Genomic DNA, 18,020 nt, shown 5'->3' on the forward strand with positions numbered 1-18,020 from the left:
CCTCGCTCGGCTCAGGACTCAGGCCAACTCAGCGCGCAGTTGGCGAGCCGCAGTGACCATGTGGATCAATGCCGCTTCCGTTTCCGGCCAACCCCGCGTCTTCAAGCCGCAATCGGGGTTGACCCAGAGACGGTTGGCCGGAATCCTCTTGGCGGCCTTGCGCAGCAGGTTGGCCATTTCCGAGGCATCCGGTACCCGTGGCGAGTGGATGTCATACACACCTGGGCCGATGTCGTTCGGGTAGGCGAAGGCTTCGAACGCGTCGAGCAACTCCATATCCGAACGCGAGGTTTCGATGGTAATCACGTCGGCATCCATTGCCGCGATGGACTCGATTACATCGTTGAACTCGCTGTAGCACATATGCGTATGGATCTGGGTTTCGTCACGCACGCCAGAGGCGCACAGGCGGAACACTTCGGTGGCCCAATCCAGATAGTGCTGCCACTGCGCCTGGCGCAACGGCAAGCCCTCACGGAACGCGGCTTCGTCGATCTGCACGATCTTGATGCCGGCGGCTTCCAGGTCCACCACCTCATCACGAATCGCCAGGGCCAATTGCCGGGCTTGCACTTCGCGGCTCACGTCTTCGCGTGGGAACGACCACATCAGCATGGTCACAGGGCCAGTCAGCATGCCCTTCATCACCTTGTCGGTCAGGCCTTGGGCATAGCGGATCCACTCGACCGTCATGGCCTTCGGGCGGCTCAAGTCACCAAAGATCACTGCCGGTTTCACGCAGCGCGAACCGTAGCTCTGTACCCAGCCGAAGCGGGTGAACACATAGCCATCCAGTTGCTCGGCGAAGTACTCAACCATGTCGTTACGCTCGGCTTCACCGTGTACCAGCACATCCAGGCCAAGGTTTTCCTGGACCTCGACGGCGTGCTTGATCTCACTGTGCATGGCTTCGACGTACTCGGCTTCGCTCAACTTGCCGGCCTTGTACGACTGGCGCGCCAGGCGGATCGACGCGGTTTGCGGGAACGAGCCGATGGTGGTGGTCGGGAACAACGGCAGGTTCAGGCCGGCCCGTTGTTTCTGGATACGCTGGGCAAACAGTGAGTGACGCTGGCTGTCCTTGGCGCTGATCGCAGCCACTCGGGCTTGCACCGCCGGTTTGTGGATACGCGGCGAAGCGGCACGGGCTGCTTGCACGGCGCGGCTTTCAGCCAGGGCGGCAATAACGTTTGGCGCTTCAGGCTGGTTCACAGCCTGAGCCAGCACCGCCACTTCTTCACACTTTTGCACGGCAAACGCCAGCCAGCTCTTCAGCTCGGCATCCAGCTTGTCTTCGCGGCCCAGGTCCACCGGGCTATGCAGCAGCGAGCAAGACGGCGCTACCCACAAGCGATCGCCCAACTTCGCATGGGCATGCTGCAAGGTGGCCAGGGCTTTTTCCAGGTCGCAGCGCCACACGTTACGACCGTTGACCACGCCCAGGGACAGCACTTTATACGCCGGCAGGCGGTCGAGGATGGTCGGGTACTGGTCCGGTGCACGCACCAGGTCAATGTGCAGCCCGTCCACCGGCAGGTTGGCTGCCAGGCCGAGATTCTCCTCCAGGCCACCGAAGTAAGTCGCCACCAGCTTTTTCAGCGGGTCACGCTGGATCAGGTTATAGGCACGCTCAAAGGCGTTTTTCCATTCCTGCGGCAAATCGAGCACCAGGATCGGCTCGTCGATCTGCACCCACTCCACGCCCAGGTCCGCCAGGCGCTGGAAGATCTGGCCGTACAGCGGCAACAGGCGCTCGAGCAGGTCGAGCTTGTCGAAATCGCCGCCCTTGGTCTTGCCCAGCCACAGGTAGGTCAGCGGGCCGATGACGACCGGCTTCACGGTGTGGCCGAGGTCACGGGCTTCCTTGACCTCTTCAAACAGTTGGTCCCAACCCAGGTGGAATTGCTGATCGACGCTGAACTCAGGCACCAGATAGTGATAGTTGGTATCGAACCACTTGGTCATCTCCTGGGCGTGGGCACCGCCGCAGCAGTTGTCACTGACGCCACGGGCCATGGCGAACAAGGTGTGCAGCGTGGCCTGACCATCGGCTGGGCGGAAACGTTCAGGGATTACACCAAACATCAGCGAGTGGGTCAGCACTTGGTCGTACCAGGCGAAATCACCCGCGGGCAACAGCTCAATCCCGGCGTCCTTTTGCAGGGCCCAGTGGGTCTTGCGCAAATCACGGCCCACGGCACGCAGGCCGGCTTCGTCGAGCTCACCTTTCCAGAACGCTTCCTGCGCTTTTTTCAGTTCACGGTCGCGTCCAATGCGCGGAAATCCAAGAGAATGAGCGACTGCCATGACTTACAACTCCAATAGGTGCGTTTATGGGAGCTATTGTCGACAGACCCTAATAGTGAGACAAACTCATTTTATTCTAGATGATCACAAGATCTACTCATGTTCAGATCAGATGAAACAGTGAACGTACGAACCACGAAATACCCGCACACGGCGGCGCCAGCCTCAGTGCTGTGCCTGTCGGCCAAACCATTCCATGACGACAGCACAGCCTGGATGAGAGGCTGCCATCGGTTGCAGGCACAACGCATACACCCCACCCGTTGCCAACGGCTGACCCAAGGGCACCACCAATATGCCCCGGTCAATGGACTCGCTAGCCAACGTCAGGTCTGTCATTGCCACCCCGAGCCCGCGGGCGGCGGCATCCAATGCCAGCTCATCGAGGTTGAAAGGGAGATGCCGGTAATCGTCCAAAGTCCCGGCGCTGTGGGCGGCCAGCCATACGCGCCAGTCATGTTTGTCGACTGAACGATGCAGCAGCGTCTGCCGCAACAGGTCTTCCATTGTGGCCATTGCCCCCAGGCCAGGCGCGCACACCGGCACCAGTTGCTCCTCGAATAACGTCAGGCAGGCCGAGTCGTTCGGCGGCTGGGGCAGGTACTGGATGTAAGCGTCGCTGTCGCTGGCAGGCTCGACGACTTCGGTGGCGACGGTTTCGATCGCCAGGGAGGTATCCGGGTGCAACCGATAAAAATCGCTCAGCCTAGGCAGCAGCCAGCGCACAGCCAATGACACGTGCAGGCGAATGCGGAATGGGCGCTTGTAGGGTGAGATCCGGTCTTCCAGCGTCTTCAGTTGCGCCAGGATATTGCGCGCGCTGGCCAGTACCTGCTCACCTTCGGCGGTGAGGCGCAGGCTACGACTGGTGCGGGCCAACAACGGCATGCCGAAATGGCTCTCCAATTGTTGTACCTGGCGACTGACCGCGCTCTGGGTCAGACACAACGTCTGTGCGGCTTGGGTGAAGCTGCCGCTGTCGCTGACCGCAACCAACGCCTGCAAGCCCTGCAGCGAGGGTACATGACGAACCTTATCCATGCGTTTTCCAAATAGCTGGATGATTTTATAACGTTGGTTGTATCACCCAACCCCCTATAGATTCTAGCCATCGCCTTAAATCATCCATGCGAGCAGCGCATGTAACCGAGGTCACCGTGGAAAATATCTGTGGCTGGATAGCCCAAACCGACCCCCTACCCGCCCGCAGCACCTTACAAGGCGCGCAACTGGCAGACTGGCTGGTAATCGGCGCCGGCATCACGGGGCTGTGTGCCGCTCATAGCCTGGCGGAAAAACACCCCGACGCCCGCATCGTCATCGTCGATCGCCAGTGTGCGGCGCAAGGTGCCTCAGCCCGTAACTCGGGGTTTGTGGTGGCCCACGAACATCCGGCCGACCACGAATTGATGGGGCGACCGGGCTACGCCGGCTTTGAGGTGGACACGGCCATCGCCCGAGCCGCGAGCGACGAAGTGCGCCAGCGCATCGCTCGCCACGGCATCCACTGCGACTATCGCGATAATGGCTACTTCTTCGCCGTGCATGATGCCGACAAGCTCAACCAGGTCGACGCCAAGCTCGCCACCCTGCGCGCGCTCGGTGCGCAGGCGCAGTTCCTGCAAGGCGACGACCTGCGGCACACGCTTGGCACCGCGCACTACCAGGCGGGAATTTGGTGCGGCGCCGGCAACGCCTTGCTGCAACCGGCCAAATACGTGAAGGGCTTGCTGGAGGCATTGCCGGCGAATGTCACCCTGTATGAGAACACCGCCATCACCGGCCTGGAGCGCATGACCAACGGTGCCCTTCGCGCCACAAGCCCTAGCGGGCATATTGAAGCCCGCCAAATACTGGTGTGCCTGAACGCCTTTATCCCCCGCGTCGGCTTGGACAACAGTGCCACCTTCCCCATGGAACTCAGCGCCAGCCTCACCCGCCCGCTGACGGAAAAAGAATGCGCCGCCGAACCTTGGGGTGTGTTGTCAACACGCCCGCTCGGGGCCACCGTGCGCCTGACCCCAGACCGTCGTGTGATGATCCGCAACACCGCCGAATACCGCACACGCGACTTGTCAAACCGCGACTTGCTTGAGCGCCGTCACCACCATGTGCGGGGCTTGCAACGTCGCTTCCCGTGGCTCACCGAGCAGGACATTCACTACACCTGGACCGGTCACCTGAGCGCATCACGCTCCGGTCAACCGTACTTCGCCCAGGTGCAAAACAACCTGTATGCCATCGCCGGCTGCAACGGCTCCGGCGTCGCGCGAGGCACCTTGTGGGGCCGGTTGTTGGCCGAGTGGGCCAGCGGTGAACGCTCGCCCTTGCTGCAATCGGTCATCCAGCGTGCGCAACCCGGCTGGTTGCCACCGCGCCCCTTGTTCGACCTCGGTGCCCTGCTGCGCATGCGCGTCGAAGCCGTACGCGCCCGTTCAGAAATCTAAAACAAAAAAGGTGAATGCAATGCCCATCAAGCGATTGTCCGTGGCCTTCATGCTCAGCGCATTTTCTGTGGCCGGTCACGCCGCCGAAGACGTGAACATCTCCAACTGGAACGGCTATATCGCCGACGACACTCTCGTGAGCTTTACCCAGGCCACCGGGATCAAGGCCACCTACGACATCCATGACAGCAACGAAGTGCTGGAGTCGAAGCTGATGACGGGCAATACCGGCTACGATGTGGTCAGCCCGTCGAACCATTTTCTGTCGCGCCTGATCAAAGCCGGGGCCATCCAGAAACTGGATCGCAGCCAGTTGCCCAATTGGAAAAACCTCAATCCGGTATTGATGAAAAAACTTGAGGCCAACGACCCCGGCAACCAATACGGTTTCCCGTATATGTGGGGCACAGCCGGCATCGGTTACAACGTCGAGAAGATCAAGGCGATTTTCGGCAATACCGACGTGACCCGTTCCTGGAAGATGTTCTTCGATGAGGACACCATCAAGAAGCTCGGCACCTGTGGCGTAGCAATCATCGACAACCCCACGCAGATCCTGCCCATTACCCTCAACTACCTGGGCCTGCCCCACCACAGCCATGAACCGGGCGACTATAAAAAAGCCGAGCAGGCACTGTTGAAAATCCGCCCCTATGTGCAGTATTTCCACGCCTCCAAGTACATCAGCGACCTGGCCAACGGCAACATCTGCGCAGTCATCGGTTTCAACGGCGATGTGGTGCAAGCCGCCACCAGCGCCAAAGAGGCTAAAAACGGTATCGAGATCGCCTACTCCATCCCCGAAGAAGGCACGACGCTATGGCTGGACATGGTCGTAATGCCAAAGGCCGCACCCCATGAAAAGAACGCCTACGCCTACATGAACTACCTGCTGGACCCTAAGGTAATCGCCAACATCAGTAACAGCATCCACTACGCCAACCCCAACAGCGCAGCAGATGAATTCCTCACCCCAGCGGTAAAACAGGACCCGGCGATCTACCCACCGAGCAGTGTGATGGACAAGCTGTTTATCGTCGAAGACCTGCCACCGGCCATAGCCCGGCTGGCGACCCGGCTGTGGACCAAGTTGAAGACCAATACTTAAGCGCATCCTTCGCTGGGCACAATCAACCCGCTGCGATAACAGTGGGTCAAGCGACCGCCAAACTGACGGTACCCATGCGCCCACTCTCACCTCTCGTCGCCCCAACCTGGTTCCCTGCCCCGGGGGGCTCATCCTACTGATGGCCTGTCATATTCACAGGCCAGATTAAACGCGGCGCGCAAAATCCGCCCACTAACCTTTCGATCTGTTCCAAGTGCGGGCACAATGCGTGTCCTTTTTTGGCAGGCACCGCCGCAGGCTCTCAAAAATGATCAAAACGCCGTACTACCTCATCGATAAACAGAAGCTTCTGGTCAATATGCAGAAGATTGCCTACGTGCGCGAACAGTCCGGCGCCAAGGCTTTGCTGGCACTCAAGTGCTTTGCCACCTGGTCGGTGTTCGACCTGATGCAGCAATACATGGACGGCACCACCTCGTCGTCGCTGTACGAGTTGAAGCTCGGTCGCCAGAAATTCGAAGGTGAAGCGCACGCCTACAGCGTGGCCTGGGCCGACGATGAAATCGAAGAGATGCTGGAGAACTGCGACAAGATCATCTTCAACTCCATCAGCCAACTCAAGCGTTATGCCGAGCGCTCCGAAGGCAAGACCCGTGGCCTGCGTGTGAACCCACAGGTGAGCAGCTCCGACTACCTGCTGGCTGACCCGGCGCGCCCGTTCAGCCGCCTGGGCGAGTGGGACCCGGTGAAGATCGACGGCGTGATCGATCAAATCTCCGGCTTCATGTTCCACAACAACTGCGAAAACGGCGACTTCAGCCTGTTCGACAAGATGCTCGGCACCATCGAGGAGCGCTTCGGTGAGCTGCTGCACAAGGTCCAGTGGGTCAGCCTCGGCGGCGGCATCCACTTTACCGGTGAAGGCTACGCGCTGGATGCATTCTGCGCGCGTTTGAAGGCGTTCTCCGAGAAGTACGGCGTGCAGGTGTACCTGGAACCCGGCGAAGCGGCGATCACCAACAGCGCCTCCCTGGAAGTCACCGTGCTCGACACGCTCTACAACGGCAAGAACCTCGCCGTGGTAGACAGCTCCATCGAAGCCCACCTGCTGGACCTGCTGATCTATCGCCTCAATGCCAAGCTGGCGCCAAGCGAGGGTGAACACACCTACATGGTGTGCGGCAAATCCTGCCTGGCTGGGGACATCTTCGGCGAGTATCAATTTGATCGTCCGCTGGCCATCGGCGATCGGCTGTCGTTCATCGACACCGCGGGCTACACCATGGTCAAGAAAAATTGGTTCAACGGCCTGAAAATGCCGTCCATCGTAGTGAAACAACTCGACGGTACAGTCGAAGTGGTTCGTGAATTTGGTTACGACGACTACCTGTCCAGCCTTTCGTAAGCTGGCGGATATAGGAGAAATAAAGCAATTGAAAAAGAACGTTCTTATCATTGGTGCAGGAGGTGTCGCCAAGGTGGTGGCCCACAAGTGCGCGCAGCACAACGACGAACTCGGTCGTATTGCTATCGCGTCGCGCAACATCTCCAAATGCCAGGCCATCATCGACAGCGTCAAGGCCAAGGGTAGCCTCAAGGTACCCGCCGATATCCAGGCCTTTGCGCTGAACGCCCTGGACGTGGAAGCGACCAAGGCCCTGATCCGCGAGACCGAATCGCAGATCGTCATCAACGTCGGTTCCGCGTTCCTCAACATGTCGGTACTGCGTGCCTGCATCGATACAGGCGTGGCCTACCTCGACACCGCCATCCACGAAGAGCCGGGCAAGGTCTGCGAGACCCCGCCGTGGTACGGCAACTACGAATGGAACCACCTGCAAGAGTGCAAACAGAAGAACATCACTGCCATCCTTGGCGTGGGCTTCGACCCAGGTGTCGTCAACGCGTACGCCGCGCTGGCGCAGCAACAGCATTTCGACCGCATTGATTCGATCGACATTCTCGACGTCAATGCCGGCTCCCATGGCAAATACTTCGCCACCAATTTCGATCCGGAAATCAACTTCCGCGAATTCACCGGGCAGGTGTGGAGCTGGCAGAACAGCCAGTGGACCAGCAACACCATGTTCGAAGTCAAACGTACCGACGACCTGCCGGTAGTCGGTTCGCAGAACCTCTACCTCACCGGCCACGATGAAGTGCACTCGCTGTCGAAAAACCTCGACGTGCCCAACGTGCGTTTCTGGATGAGCTTCGGCGAACACTACATCAATGTGTTCACCGTGTTGAAGAACCTTGGCCTGCTCTCCGAAAAGCCGGTCAAGACCGCCGAAGGCCTGGAAGTAATTCCGTTGAAAGTGGTCAAGGCCGTGCTGCCCGACCCGTCTTCGCTGGCCCCGGGCTATACCGGCAAGACCTGCATCGGCGACCTGGTCAAAGGCACCAAGAACGGCCAGCCGCACGAGATGTTCATCTACAACGTGGCTGATCACGAAGAGGCGTATGCCGAGACAGACAGCCAAGGCATCTCCTACACCGCCGGCGTTCCACCCGTAGCCGCTGCGCTGCTGGTTGCCCGTGGCGAATGGGACGTGAAGCACATGGCCAACGTCGAGGAGCTGCCGGCAGAGCCGTTCCTCAAGGCGCTGGATGTGATGGGGTTGCCGACTCGGATCAAAGACGAGCACGGTGATCGTGCTTGGGATGCGATTGCCTGATAGGCGATAGCTGACCGGACAAAAAAATGCGCCCTCAGGGGCGCATTTTTTGTTGGAGCCTATAGAGACTCTTCAGAACAACGAAGCGGGACTACTGCTCAATCGCCCGGCTTGAAGCAACGTCCTGCGGTGGCAGTAACCAATGCCGTGTGGCTGTCCATCCCAGAAAGACTCTCGCGCCATCCTCAGTTGGCGCGTGCTGGGGCAACACTTCGCCGCCGCAAGCCTTGCGCAAGCCACTCATTAGCGGAAGAAATCTCTCTTGAAAGGCCACTGGCTGTGTGGCGAAATAAGCCTCGACTGACGCCAAGGCATCTCTGCGCTCACACTCGTCAAGCATCGCCAGGTAGAACACCATCTGGCGCCAGGCATAGGCCGTATTTTTGAGCATTATCAACCGCGCATGATAGTGTTCAATTCGCATCTGATGCCGTTTGCAGACCCACTCAAAACACGCCTGCACCATGCTGCCCAGTCTAGGCTGCAGCAAAACCTTCAACCCAAGCTCTTCAAACAGTAGCGCAAGGTTCTGCGTAGTTAAAATTTGCTGCTGCTCAAGAATGGTGCCGTTGGTAGCCGGGTGCCACGTACCCAGCTCAGCCCCTGCACGCTTTGCGCACAACGTCGCGAAGGCATCGCTTGCAACTCGTGCACGTCGTCGCCCTCTGGCAACAAGGCTCGCCAGCTCATCGGTATCAATGTCGTAATAGCGTGCGTAAAGCGAACCTGCTATCACCCGGCCCGTTCGTCTGGCGGCATCGGCAAACTTATCGGAAAACTTACCCATGAAGATATCTGCAGCAACCTCTTCCACAAAGAGCAGGTCCAGCTCCGCAGTGTCTGCCAGTGTTGAAAATTCCTGGAGAAGCTTGTTAGGCAGGATGGCGTATGGGAAAGCAGAAAGCGTCAATGCCGATGACTCAACCAGCGTCTGCTTGGCAGCTCCCGCCACCAGAGCACCGGGCTGGCGGTCGCCTTCAATTACGGCAACCCAAGGCAACTCACTGAGGCCAACCTGACGCTCAAGGTTCAGCAGTAATAACGAACGCCGCCGGCGGAACGCACGATAGGTAGAGGCGTAGACCATTCTAAGCGCTTCGTCGCGCAACCCCGAGCTACTCAGTTGCGCTGTCATTGCGGACAGCACCCGCGCGACGGTATCACCTGAAGTAATCAGCCCATGCTCAATCAACTCGCTAATCGTCCCACTCCGGCATCGCTGAAGACGGCGCAGGATCGCCGCGGGTATGGCTGTGCCCTCACCCAGCCCAAACGCCAATGCCTCCTCAGCGGTGATCGGCGCTGCCAAATCAGCAAAATCCGAGAGACCACTTTGCGCGGGATACGCTGAGAGACGCTTCGCCACAATACGAGCAATGAGGTGATGCTCTGGCCTCGCCACCTGACTAAGTTGATTCGCACGCAACGCAAGGTGAGAGGCTGAATCCGGATCGCCATGCTTTCGCACAAAGTCATCGACGATTTGCCGTATGCGACCGACTTGACGCCCGGTGAGCGATTCCGCATCGCGGGAGCATTGACCAAGTAAAGAAAACAGTTCCTCCACGCGATCCGAAGAGCGCCTGTCGATACCAAGCCGCTTAAAATCCACCTCTAACTCGGCCGCCAGCTCGCGCCACCCACTCGGGTAATTACGGCATGGCCAGCCAGCCACATAGGTCAGGAGGAAATGCGAAACAGCTGAATCATAAAGCGGTAAACGCGTTTCGATCGTCTGTTTCTGCACAACGATCTGAGCCTGGGAAGGCAAGGATGAAAGCAACTGCTTAATCTCGCCAGCGTCCACAATGTGAACCTGCGCTGCTGAGATCGGCAACTGCGTAGAGATCGACGGAAAAAACCGCAGTCGGTCAAAGAAGGGTCCAATCACGTCTATCAGCGCTCGAGCCTGCTCGGTGCGCTGCTGCCCTACTAGCCAAGCTACTGTCAGCAACGCGGCCTCTTCCGGCACATCGACCGCATAATCACAACGGGCTAAACGTGAGTGCAGGGACTCAAGGCCGTCATCCGTGAGATGCCAGGCATTGATATCGAGTCGTTCAAAGCCTGGACGAATACCTGGAATAGAGACGGCCAGTTCACGCTCATACTCCGTCAGCTCTCCACCTGCCGACAGATTGCCGGTAGCAAAGCCCCCCGTAACGACTTCCAGCGTAACCCATGCAGGAATCTCAGCAACCGGTGTGCGCGAGCCATACTCGACGCAGCCTTGCAGCAGGTTCCCAATGACCTGTTGCCAGCGTGAGATACGTCTGCGGGATTTGAAGCGAGCGACTGGGCCGCAATCCAAATCGTGCGCGAGCAGCGCTTTCGCCAGTTGGAAGACCGCATAACCTGCGTCCATGCTAGTCACTCCGTGTGATCTGGAGGTGTTCCCAGATTGCGTGGTATGTGATGGGTCCGGAGGCTGGATTCGAACCAGCGCCCACCCGGTTAAGAGCCGAGTGTTCTACCGCTGAACTACTCCGGAACAGAGGGCGCATTGTCGAGCAACACCTGAAGAATGTGAAGGGTCATGATCTTCCTTAAGCTTTAACTGACAACGCTGTGCTTTTCTCCCACCTGCATCATCGAATCTGCCTCTGAATGACTACAGGTTTCGTTGTTGCATAGGATGCGGAGGTTCCATATAGACACCAGCGTGGCGTGGCAGAACCTTGCTGGGTCGGTTGACAACCAGAACAGTCTACAACTGTCAACACTCACAGATTACGCCTCCCAGGACCTGACGCTCATCTGCGAAATCGCCAACCACATGGCCTTTGAAAGCGACGGATCGCAGCGCAATGTCGCGCTGGGCATTTGCCGAATGCTAGGAGGCGTGCAGTTGCTGGTGGACAAGGCCCTGAACGTAGCCAACCCAGCCGTTTGACGATTGTTCCCACGCCTGAGATGGACGATATAAAGCGCCTGAGCTATCTTCGAGCACTCTATCGAAAGCCCGCAACAGGAAGTTACCGCTTGAGCACGCCGCACCTTCGTCCTCTGCGAATTGTCGAAGATATAAGCTCGATTTGACAGCAATATTGCCTTGGAAAGATTTTCCAAGGAACGCTTATAACGGGATCGAATCTTGTCTGCTGGGACGTCATGCATGCCCTCCCATGGAAGCCCTGTAAGCGAACCTGGCGACGTTGATGTCGGCATCTGCCGTAGCGACGTAGTAAACGTAGACCCGATAACCTGCGGCTTTCGCATGTCGCAGCAGCTCAATTTTGCTGCTATCCGACATAACGGTTTCAAAAGTGAAACTCACACGCTCCTCAATCAGAGAAACGCGAATAAAGTCAGATAGAACAGAAGCGATATAGGAATCAACGTGTCGTGAAGGAAAGGTGATCTGACCACCCTCTACAATGAGATCGTCCAACTTGGCAAGTGAGTCAGGAAATTTTAAAAGTAACGTATGGAATCGCTCAAAACACCGACCACCCAATCCGCTCACTCAACAACTCCAACGCCTTCATCCCCGCCAGCGAGTTCCCCGCTGCGTTCAACTCCGGCGACCACACGCACACCGTAAACTGCCCCGGCACTACCGCAACAATCCCGCCACCTACCCCGCTCTTGCCCGGCAACCCCACGCGGTAGGCAAAATTGCCCGCCTCGTCATACAGCCCGCTGGTGGCCATGATCGAGTTCACTTGTTTGGTCTGGCGCGGCGTCAAGATCTGCTCGCCACTGTGAGCACTCACGCCTTCGTTGGCCAGGAAGCTGAAGGCCCGGGCCAGGTCCAGGCAGCTCATCTGCAACGCGCAGTAGTTGAAGTAGCTGTGCAGCACGGCGTCCACGTCATTATGGAAGTTGCCGAACGACTTCATCAGGTAGGCCATGGCCGCGTTACGCGCGCCGTGCTGGGCTTCGGAGTCGGCAACCACGCTGTTGACCAGGATCTGCGGGTTGCCGGACAAGCGCCGTACAAAGTCGCGCATCGACAGGATCGGCACAGCGAAGCGCGATTGGTTGATGTCGCAGATCACCAGGGCGCCGGCATTGATAAACGGATTGCGCGGGCGGCCGCGTTCGAATTCCAGTTGCACCATGGAGTTGAACGGCTGCCCCGAAGGTTCGTGGCCCAGGCGCTCCCAAATGGTTTCGCCGCCGTGGTCGATGGCCTGCACGAGGCTGAATACCTTGGAGATGCTCTGCACCGAGAACAGGGTGTCGGCATCACCCGCGCAGTAAGCCGCACCGTCGTTGCCATACACCGCGATGCCCAGTTGATTGGCGGGTACGTCGGCCAGCGCGGGGATGTAGTCGGCGACTTTGCCGAGGCCGATCAGGGGGCGCACTTCGTCGAGGATCGACTCCAGCAGCGCCTGCATATCTTGTCCTGTCATCGTTGTTTGAATCAGTGAAAAACCAGGCGCGGAGGATACTTCAATGGGCGCGCAAGACCCACACAATCTCTACCACCCGCTCGGCAATCACCACATACGCCAGGATCAACAACAGTTGCAGCACCAAGTGGTAGCGCAACTTGGCCAGGCGCCGAATGCCGTCGCTGATATTCAATAACATCAACAGCGTCGACAGGATAATCAGCCCCCAACCGGCGACGTTGGAGGCAAATACCCCAATGAATAACGCTTGCTGCCCCACCAGCGTATTGGTCCCCGCCGCGAACAACAGCGCGCACACCAGCAGGTTCTTCACGTTGTCGAAAATCTGTGTGCTCAGGTCGTTTTCCAACAACGCCATATACCGCGTCCATAACGTGCGCATGCTTGAGTACCGAGTGGGAAGGCTCGTCAATCAAGGTAGTTCAATTGTGGACGCTGTCGAGTTTGACGAAGCTTAGAAATGCGCCGCATCCGAGACCTGCTCATCCAGCACATCCTCTGCCAGCGCCCAGGCGCGGTCCTTGGACTCCACCACCAGCAGCGGGTAACCCCAGGCCTTGCCGAACGTTACGGCAAATGGCTTGAGGGCCAGGCGCTTGGCGGCGCTGGGTTCGACCTGGATCATGCCTTTGACGTACGTGCGCAGAGCCGCCTTATGTTTCTTCATCCAGATCGAGGCGTGTTTGCGCTCTTCATGGGAATGCTCGTGATTGTTCTCGTCCACGGCTTTTTCATGCAGCAGCACGAAAGGCTGCTCACGGGCCAACAGGCGCTCGAAGATCAGGAAAGCATCCTCCGGCCCGCCTTCATTGGGCGCGTCAAAGACGATTTTCACCACGGGGAAAGTTGAACTGTCGAGTCGCATGGCCAAGCTCCTTGGATGAGATTAGTTCTCATCATAAAGATCAAGGTGCTAGACGGCATTGCACAGAATAGCCAGAATATTTCGCAAACCAGCCAAGGCAGTCAGCACCATGGTTCATCACCGCCTCGACCAACACGACCCCAGCCGGGTTCGCGACGCCGCTGCGATCCCGCGCCCGGTGGTTGCCGTGGGAGCCTCAAGTACCTCCGAGCGCTGGGAACATACCCCGCATCACCATCAGCACGGGCAACTGATCTACACCTTGCGCGGAGTGGTGCATTGCGTGATCGAGGCCGGCATCTGGATCGTGCCACCGCAGTGCGCATTGTGGATCCCCGGCGGTGTGTCCCACGCGGCACGGGGTGCCGGCGAGGCGGACGTGTATTGCTTGTTGATAGATCCAGACGCCGCCAGCGCCCTGCCCCAACAATGTTGCACCCTGTCGGTGTCGCCACTGCTGCACGCGTTGATCGGCAAGGCGGTCAGTTTCCCGCAGCTCTATGACGAAGACGGCGCCCAGGGTCGACTGGTGGCGACATTGCTGGATGAACTGGCCGAGGCGCCGATCGAAGCCCTGCATTTGCCGATGCCTAAAGACCCCCGCTTGACGCGACTGGCCGATAGCTTGCTGGCCAACCCCGGCGACAAGTCCACCTTGAGCGAGTGGGCCGTGCGCATCGGCATGAGCGAGCGCAGCATGACTCGCCTGTTGCTGGAGCAGATCGGTTTGAGCTTCGGTCGCTGGCGCCGGCAACTGCATGTGATCCTCTCACTGCAACGCATGGCCAACGGCGAAAGCGTGCAGACCGTGGCGCTGGACCTGGGCTATGAAAATGCCAGCGGCTTTATCACCATGTTCCGCAAAGCGATGGGCCAACCGCCGGCGCGCTACCTGGCGGACCGCATGGGCGCAATCCATCATGAAGCGCAACCCGGTATCGCAATGCGTGAGAACACTGATTAAATGCAATTTACTGATATTTAGTAAAACTATTCATTTTATTTTTTAATAATTAGGTTAGAACCAATCGGCATTTTACAGGCTTGGCCGCTGCCCCTACTTTCACGCTTACGGACCGACCCCCTGCCCGGTGGAGGCTTGTTTACCGACCTCGACAAGGACCTGACCATGAGCATTGAATTCATCGGCTATATCGGCGGCCACCACGCCTCGGAAATCCACCCTCGCAGCGGCCCGAGCCTGCAACCGGACTACGTCGAAAGCGTAGCGCGGGCTCACGAAGCGGCGGGGTTCGACCGCGCCTTGGTAGCCTTCCACTCCAATAGTCCGGACAGCACGCTGATCGCGGCCCATGCGGCCAGCGTCACCACCACACTGCAATTTCTTATCGCCCACCGCCCAGGGTTTGCCCAACCCACATTGGCTGCGCGCCAGTTCGCTACGCTGGATGTGTTCAACGGTGGGCGTACCGCCGTGCACATCATCACCGGTGGCGATGACAAGGAACTGCGTGGGGATGGCAGCCATATCGGCAAGGACGAACGTTATGCGCGCACCGACGAATACCTGAGCGTCGTGCGCCAGGAATGGACCAGTGAGCAGCCTTTCGATTTTTCCGGCACTTACTACCAGGTGGAAGGCGCGCACTCCACGGTGAAGTCGCCGCAACAGCCGCATATCCCGCTGTATTTCGGCGGTTCTTCAGCAGCGGCGATTGCCGTGGCCGGCAAGCATGCGGATGTGTATGCGCTGTGGGGTGAAACCTATGAGCAGGTGCGCGAAGTGGTGACCCAGGTGCGTGCCGAAGCCGCCAGGCATGGACGTACGATTCGCTTCAGCCTGTCGCTGCGGCCGATCCTCGCCGACACCGAGGAACTGGCGTGGCAGCGTGCCGAGCAGATTTTGCAGCAAGCCACGGCACTGGCCGAGAAGAATGGCTTTGTGCGCCGCGAACCGCCGAATGAAGGCTCGCGGCGGTTGCTGGCGGCGGCGGCGCAGGGGTCGCGGCTGGATAAGCGCCTGTGGACCGGGATTGCCGGGCTGCTCGGGGCGCAGGGTAATTCCACCGCGCTGGTGGGCACCGCTGAGCAGGTCGCGCAGGCGCTGGTGGATTACTACGATTTGGGGATTACTACTTTCCTGATTCGTGGGTTTGACCCGCTCAATGATGCGATTGACTACGGCAAGAAGCTGATTCCCCTCACCCGCCAGTTGGTCGCCGAGCGGGAGCAGGCTCAACAAGTGGCTTAAGAACACAGCAGGTCGAAAAATGTGGGAGGGGGCTTGCTCCCGATAGCGGTGGGTCAGTCAATTCATCTATGACTGAACCTCCGCTATCGGGAGCAAGCCCCCTCCCACATTTGCTTTGCTGTGAATTCAGGATCAGTTTTTGTAGTCGGTATCGGTACGCTCCAACTGGCGCACCAGCGCATTCCAATGCCGCGCCACGCCCGGCCCTTCCCCATTGCTGAACACCTTGGCCTGCTGCTCGACCTTGGCCACCACCTCTGCCGGCGGAAAGATCAACTCGGCATTCCCCGCTGCCTGCGCGGCGATCTGGATATTGCAGGCCCGCTCCAGGCTTTGCAGTTGCTGGAAGGCGTGCTCGACACTGACGCCTGCGGTCAACAAGCCATGGTTACGCAAGATCATCACGCTCTTGTCGCCCAGGTCGGCCACCAGACGCTCACGTTCGTCCAGGTCCAGGGCCACGCCTTCGTAACCGTGATAGGCCACGCGCCCCGAGAATGCGATGGCATGCTGGGAAATCGGCAGCAAGCCGTCCTTCTGCGCCGACACCGCAATGCCGTCGCGGGTGTGGGTGTGCAGCACCGCTTGCAAGTCATGGCGTGCGCCGTGGATGGCGCTGTGGATCACGTAGCCGGCGTAGTTGATCCCCAGGCCAGTGGGGTCGTCGACGAGGGTGCCGTCGAGGTCGACCTTGACCAGATTGGAGGCAGTAATTTCATCGAACAACAACCCGAAGCCGTTGATCAGGAAATGCTCGTCGGGGCCCGGTACACGGGCGGAAAAGTGGGTATAGATGTGATCGGTCCACTTGTACAAGGCCGCCAAGCGGTAGGCGGCGGCCAGTTTTACGCGCACCTCCCATTCCTCTGGCGTGACACGCTGGCGGACGGTATTGGAAACACTGGATAGCGAGGTGACGCTGCTCATGGCAAATCTTCCTGGATGGCCTTAAGGACTCCAGGCCAGCCTAGGGGAAGCAAAAAAATAATAAAAAGCACATTTTAATCTAAGCTAATTATTATTTTTTTTCATATCACGCCACCTTGCGTATCTTGTGCAAAGAATCTGCCACCCACTGACCAAACGCATCCACCGGCCCTTGCAGGTTGCCGAGAAAATGCGGGTAGATCAGCCAGAGGTCCATCACCGGCTTGAAGTCCTTGAGCGGCATCGCCGCCAGTTGCTCGCGATGGGCACTGCGCTCCAGCAACGGGCGCGGCACCAGGCCAAGGCCCAGTCCATCCGCGACCAAACCCAATTGCAGTTCGGTGCCGAAGGTTTCCAGGTTCACCCGCAACGCCAGGCCCTGGTCAGACAAGGTGCGCTGCAACCCGGCACGAAAGCCGCAACCGTCCGGGTTGAGGATCCAGCCGTTCTGGTACACATCCGCCAGCTTGCAGGGCTTCTTCGGCAGTTGCGCCTTGGCACAGACCACCACCAGCTCCATCTTGCCAATGGACTCACCGACGATGTTGTCCGGGAAGATCTTGCCTGCCGGAAACAACGCCACCGCCGCATCCAGCTCGCCGCGTTCGATCTTGCCGACCAATTGGCTGCCCCAGCCGGTGGCGACCTGGGCGCGCAGGTCGGTGTATTCAGTGCGCAAGTGCTTGAGCGCGTCCAGCAGGACTACATCGCCGATGGTCTGCGGTACGCCCAGACGCAACACGCCGGTGGGCGGCGCATCGGTGGCCACCAGTTCGCGCAGGGCGTCCATCTCGCGCAGGATCAGCCGGCACTGCTCATAGACGCGGGTGCCGATGAGCGTCGGCTTGAGAGGCTTGGTGTTGCGGTCGAACAGCTCGACCCCCAGCGCCTGCTCAAAGTTCTGCACGCGGCGGGTGATGGCCGGCTGGGTCAGTTGCAACGACTCGGCGGCGTGGCTGATGGACTGGCAACGAATCACTTCGACAAAGGCATCGATATCGTCAATTTTCATTTGGCCCGCACATAGAGAACAGTCATTAAGATGTGCGTGAAGCATAGTTGCCGCACACCGGTCTGGATAGCCCGTGCTGTGATCGATAACGTCTAACGCTATGCATACCCGTTCTAAATTACCTTCGGCTATAAGCTAA

The 18,020-nt window shown here is 58.8% G+C and carries 16 protein-coding genes and 1 tRNA gene; 7 read left to right on the plus strand and 10 right to left on the minus strand.

Annotated elements, in window-relative coordinates:
* Window positions 1-18: 18 nt before the first annotated feature.
* On the minus strand, window positions 19-2,307 hold the full coding sequence (gene metE / locus FRT59_RS20380) for a 5-methyltetrahydropteroyltriglutamate--homocysteine S-methyltransferase (protein WP_153872192.1): 2,289 nt from the start codon (window positions 2,305-2,307) through the stop codon (window positions 19-21).
* A 165-nt stretch (window positions 2,308-2,472) separates the two neighbouring features.
* Window positions 2,473-3,348: a LysR family transcriptional regulator gene (locus tag FRT59_RS20385; RefSeq protein ID WP_153838335.1), complete on the minus strand. Its 876-nt coding sequence runs from the start codon at window positions 3,346-3,348 to the stop codon at window positions 2,473-2,475.
* Window positions 3,349-3,464: 116 nt separating this feature from the next.
* Between FRT59_RS20385 and FRT59_RS20390 the strand changes: the two genes are divergently transcribed.
* From FRT59_RS20390 to FRT59_RS20405, 4 genes are all read left to right on the plus strand, one after another.
* Window positions 3,465-4,754: an NAD(P)/FAD-dependent oxidoreductase gene (locus FRT59_RS20390; RefSeq protein ID WP_198809881.1), complete on the plus strand. Its 1,290-nt coding sequence runs from the start codon at window positions 3,465-3,467 to the stop codon at window positions 4,752-4,754.
* A 19-nt stretch (window positions 4,755-4,773) separates the two neighbouring features.
* Window positions 4,774-5,862 (plus strand): polyamine ABC transporter substrate-binding protein, encoded by a 1,089-nt coding sequence (locus FRT59_RS20395; protein WP_153838337.1) that lies wholly within the window; start codon window positions 4,774-4,776, stop codon window positions 5,860-5,862.
* Between the two features lie 268 nt (window positions 5,863-6,130).
* On the plus strand, window positions 6,131-7,228 hold the full coding sequence (locus tag FRT59_RS20400; protein ID WP_034120055.1) for a carboxynorspermidine decarboxylase: 1,098 nt from the start codon (window positions 6,131-6,133) through the stop codon (window positions 7,226-7,228).
* Between the two features lie 28 nt (window positions 7,229-7,256).
* Entirely contained in the window at window positions 7,257-8,501 is a 1,245-nt protein-coding gene (locus FRT59_RS20405) for a saccharopine dehydrogenase family protein (protein WP_153872194.1), read from the plus strand.
* A 91-nt stretch (window positions 8,502-8,592) separates the two neighbouring features.
* Here FRT59_RS20405 and FRT59_RS20410 read toward each other — a convergent pair whose 3' ends face one another.
* Both FRT59_RS20410 and FRT59_RS20415 read right to left on the minus strand, forming a co-directional pair.
* Entirely contained in the window at window positions 8,593-10,866 is a 2,274-nt protein-coding gene (locus tag FRT59_RS20410) for a hypothetical protein (protein ID WP_153872195.1), read from the minus strand.
* A 51-nt stretch (window positions 10,867-10,917) separates the two neighbouring features.
* A tRNA-Lys gene (locus FRT59_RS20415) sits at window positions 10,918-10,992 on the minus strand.
* 171 nt (window positions 10,993-11,163) lie between these two features.
* Here FRT59_RS20415 and FRT59_RS20420 point away from each other — a divergent pair.
* Window positions 11,164-11,394, plus strand: a complete 231-nt coding sequence (locus tag FRT59_RS20420) for a DUF6124 family protein (protein ID WP_153872196.1) — start codon at window positions 11,164-11,166, stop codon at window positions 11,392-11,394.
* 216 nt (window positions 11,395-11,610) lie between these two features.
* Here FRT59_RS20420 and FRT59_RS20425 read toward each other — a convergent pair whose 3' ends face one another.
* The 4 genes from FRT59_RS20425 to FRT59_RS20440 all read right to left on the minus strand — a co-directional run bounded on the left by FRT59_RS20425 (window position 11,611) and on the right by FRT59_RS20440 (window position 13,730).
* Entirely contained in the window at window positions 11,611-11,967 is a 357-nt protein-coding gene (locus FRT59_RS20425) for a zeta toxin family protein (RefSeq protein WP_325167947.1), read from the minus strand.
* Window positions 11,939-12,847, minus strand: coding sequence for a glutaminase B (glsB, locus tag FRT59_RS20430; protein ID WP_153872197.1), 909 nt, complete (start codon window positions 12,845-12,847; stop codon window positions 11,939-11,941). The genes FRT59_RS20425 and glsB overlap by 29 nt, the downstream gene beginning before the upstream one ends.
* 55 nt (window positions 12,848-12,902) lie before the next feature.
* The gene (locus tag FRT59_RS20435; RefSeq protein WP_153872198.1) at window positions 12,903-13,247 is read right to left on the minus strand and encodes a hypothetical protein; all 345 of its coding nucleotides are present in this window, start codon (window positions 13,245-13,247) and stop codon (window positions 12,903-12,905) included.
* A 72-nt stretch (window positions 13,248-13,319) separates the two neighbouring features.
* Window positions 13,320-13,730: a hypothetical protein gene (locus FRT59_RS20440; protein WP_153872199.1), complete on the minus strand. Its 411-nt coding sequence runs from the start codon at window positions 13,728-13,730 to the stop codon at window positions 13,320-13,322.
* A 109-nt stretch (window positions 13,731-13,839) separates the two neighbouring features.
* On the opposite strand from FRT59_RS20440, the gene FRT59_RS20445 reads away from it, so the two are divergent.
* Together FRT59_RS20445 and FRT59_RS20450 are read left to right on the plus strand one after the other, a co-directional pair.
* Window positions 13,840-14,694 (plus strand): AraC family transcriptional regulator, encoded by an 855-nt coding sequence (locus FRT59_RS20445; RefSeq protein ID WP_153872200.1) that lies wholly within the window; start codon window positions 13,840-13,842, stop codon window positions 14,692-14,694.
* A gap of 165 nt (window positions 14,695-14,859) precedes the next feature.
* Window positions 14,860-15,942 (plus strand): LLM class flavin-dependent oxidoreductase, encoded by a 1,083-nt coding sequence (locus tag FRT59_RS20450; protein WP_153872201.1) that lies wholly within the window; start codon window positions 14,860-14,862, stop codon window positions 15,940-15,942.
* Window positions 15,943-16,074: 132 nt separating this feature from the next.
* Here FRT59_RS20450 and FRT59_RS20455 read toward each other — a convergent pair whose 3' ends face one another.
* Window positions 16,075-16,869, minus strand: coding sequence for a class II aldolase/adducin family protein (locus tag FRT59_RS20455; protein ID WP_153872202.1), 795 nt, complete (start codon window positions 16,867-16,869; stop codon window positions 16,075-16,077).
* Between the two features lie 106 nt (window positions 16,870-16,975).
* The gene (locus FRT59_RS20460) at window positions 16,976-17,881 is read right to left on the minus strand and encodes a LysR family transcriptional regulator (protein ID WP_034120068.1); all 906 of its coding nucleotides are present in this window, start codon (window positions 17,879-17,881) and stop codon (window positions 16,976-16,978) included.
* Between the last annotated feature and the right edge of the window lie 139 nt (window positions 17,882-18,020).

Origin of the sequence: Pseudomonas haemolytica (genome assembly GCF_009659625.1) — a bacterium.
GTDB classification, from domain to species: Bacteria; Pseudomonadota; Gammaproteobacteria; order Pseudomonadales; family Pseudomonadaceae; genus Aquipseudomonas; species Aquipseudomonas haemolytica.

What these genes read in the sequence shown, in the direction of transcription:
- metE (WP_153872192.1), bottom strand. Translation starts at nt 2,307, where the DNA reads ATGGCAGTCGCTCATTCTCTTGGATTTCCGCGCATTGGACGCGACCGT.
- FRT59_RS20385 (WP_153838335.1), bottom strand. Translation starts at nt 3,348, where the DNA reads ATGGATAAGGTTCGTCATGTACCCTCGCTGCAGGGCTTGCAGGCGTTG.
- FRT59_RS20410 (WP_153872195.1), bottom strand. Translation starts at nt 10,866, where the DNA reads ATGGACGCAGGTTATGCGGTCTTCCAACTGGCGAAAGCGCTGCTCGCG.
- FRT59_RS20455 (WP_153872202.1), bottom strand. Translation starts at nt 16,869, where the DNA reads ATGAGCAGCGTCACCTCGCTATCCAGTGTTTCCAATACCGTCCGCCAG.
- FRT59_RS20440 (WP_153872199.1), bottom strand. Translation starts at nt 13,730, where the DNA reads ATGCGACTCGACAGTTCAACTTTCCCCGTGGTGAAAATCGTCTTTGAC.
- FRT59_RS20400 (WP_034120055.1), top strand. Translation starts at nt 6,131, where the DNA reads ATGATCAAAACGCCGTACTACCTCATCGATAAACAGAAGCTTCTGGTC.
- FRT59_RS20445 (WP_153872200.1), top strand. Translation starts at nt 13,840, where the DNA reads ATGGTTCATCACCGCCTCGACCAACACGACCCCAGCCGGGTTCGCGAC.
- FRT59_RS20435 (WP_153872198.1), bottom strand. Translation starts at nt 13,247, where the DNA reads ATGCGCACGTTATGGACGCGGTATATGGCGTTGTTGGAAAACGACCTG.
- FRT59_RS20450 (WP_153872201.1), top strand. Translation starts at nt 14,860, where the DNA reads ATGAGCATTGAATTCATCGGCTATATCGGCGGCCACCACGCCTCGGAA.
- glsB (WP_153872197.1), bottom strand. Translation starts at nt 12,847, where the DNA reads ATGCAGGCGCTGCTGGAGTCGATCCTCGACGAAGTGCGCCCCCTGATC.
- FRT59_RS20395 (WP_153838337.1), top strand. Translation starts at nt 4,774, where the DNA reads ATGCCCATCAAGCGATTGTCCGTGGCCTTCATGCTCAGCGCATTTTCT.
- FRT59_RS20460 (WP_034120068.1), bottom strand. Translation starts at nt 17,881, where the DNA reads ATGAAAATTGACGATATCGATGCCTTTGTCGAAGTGATTCGTTGCCAG.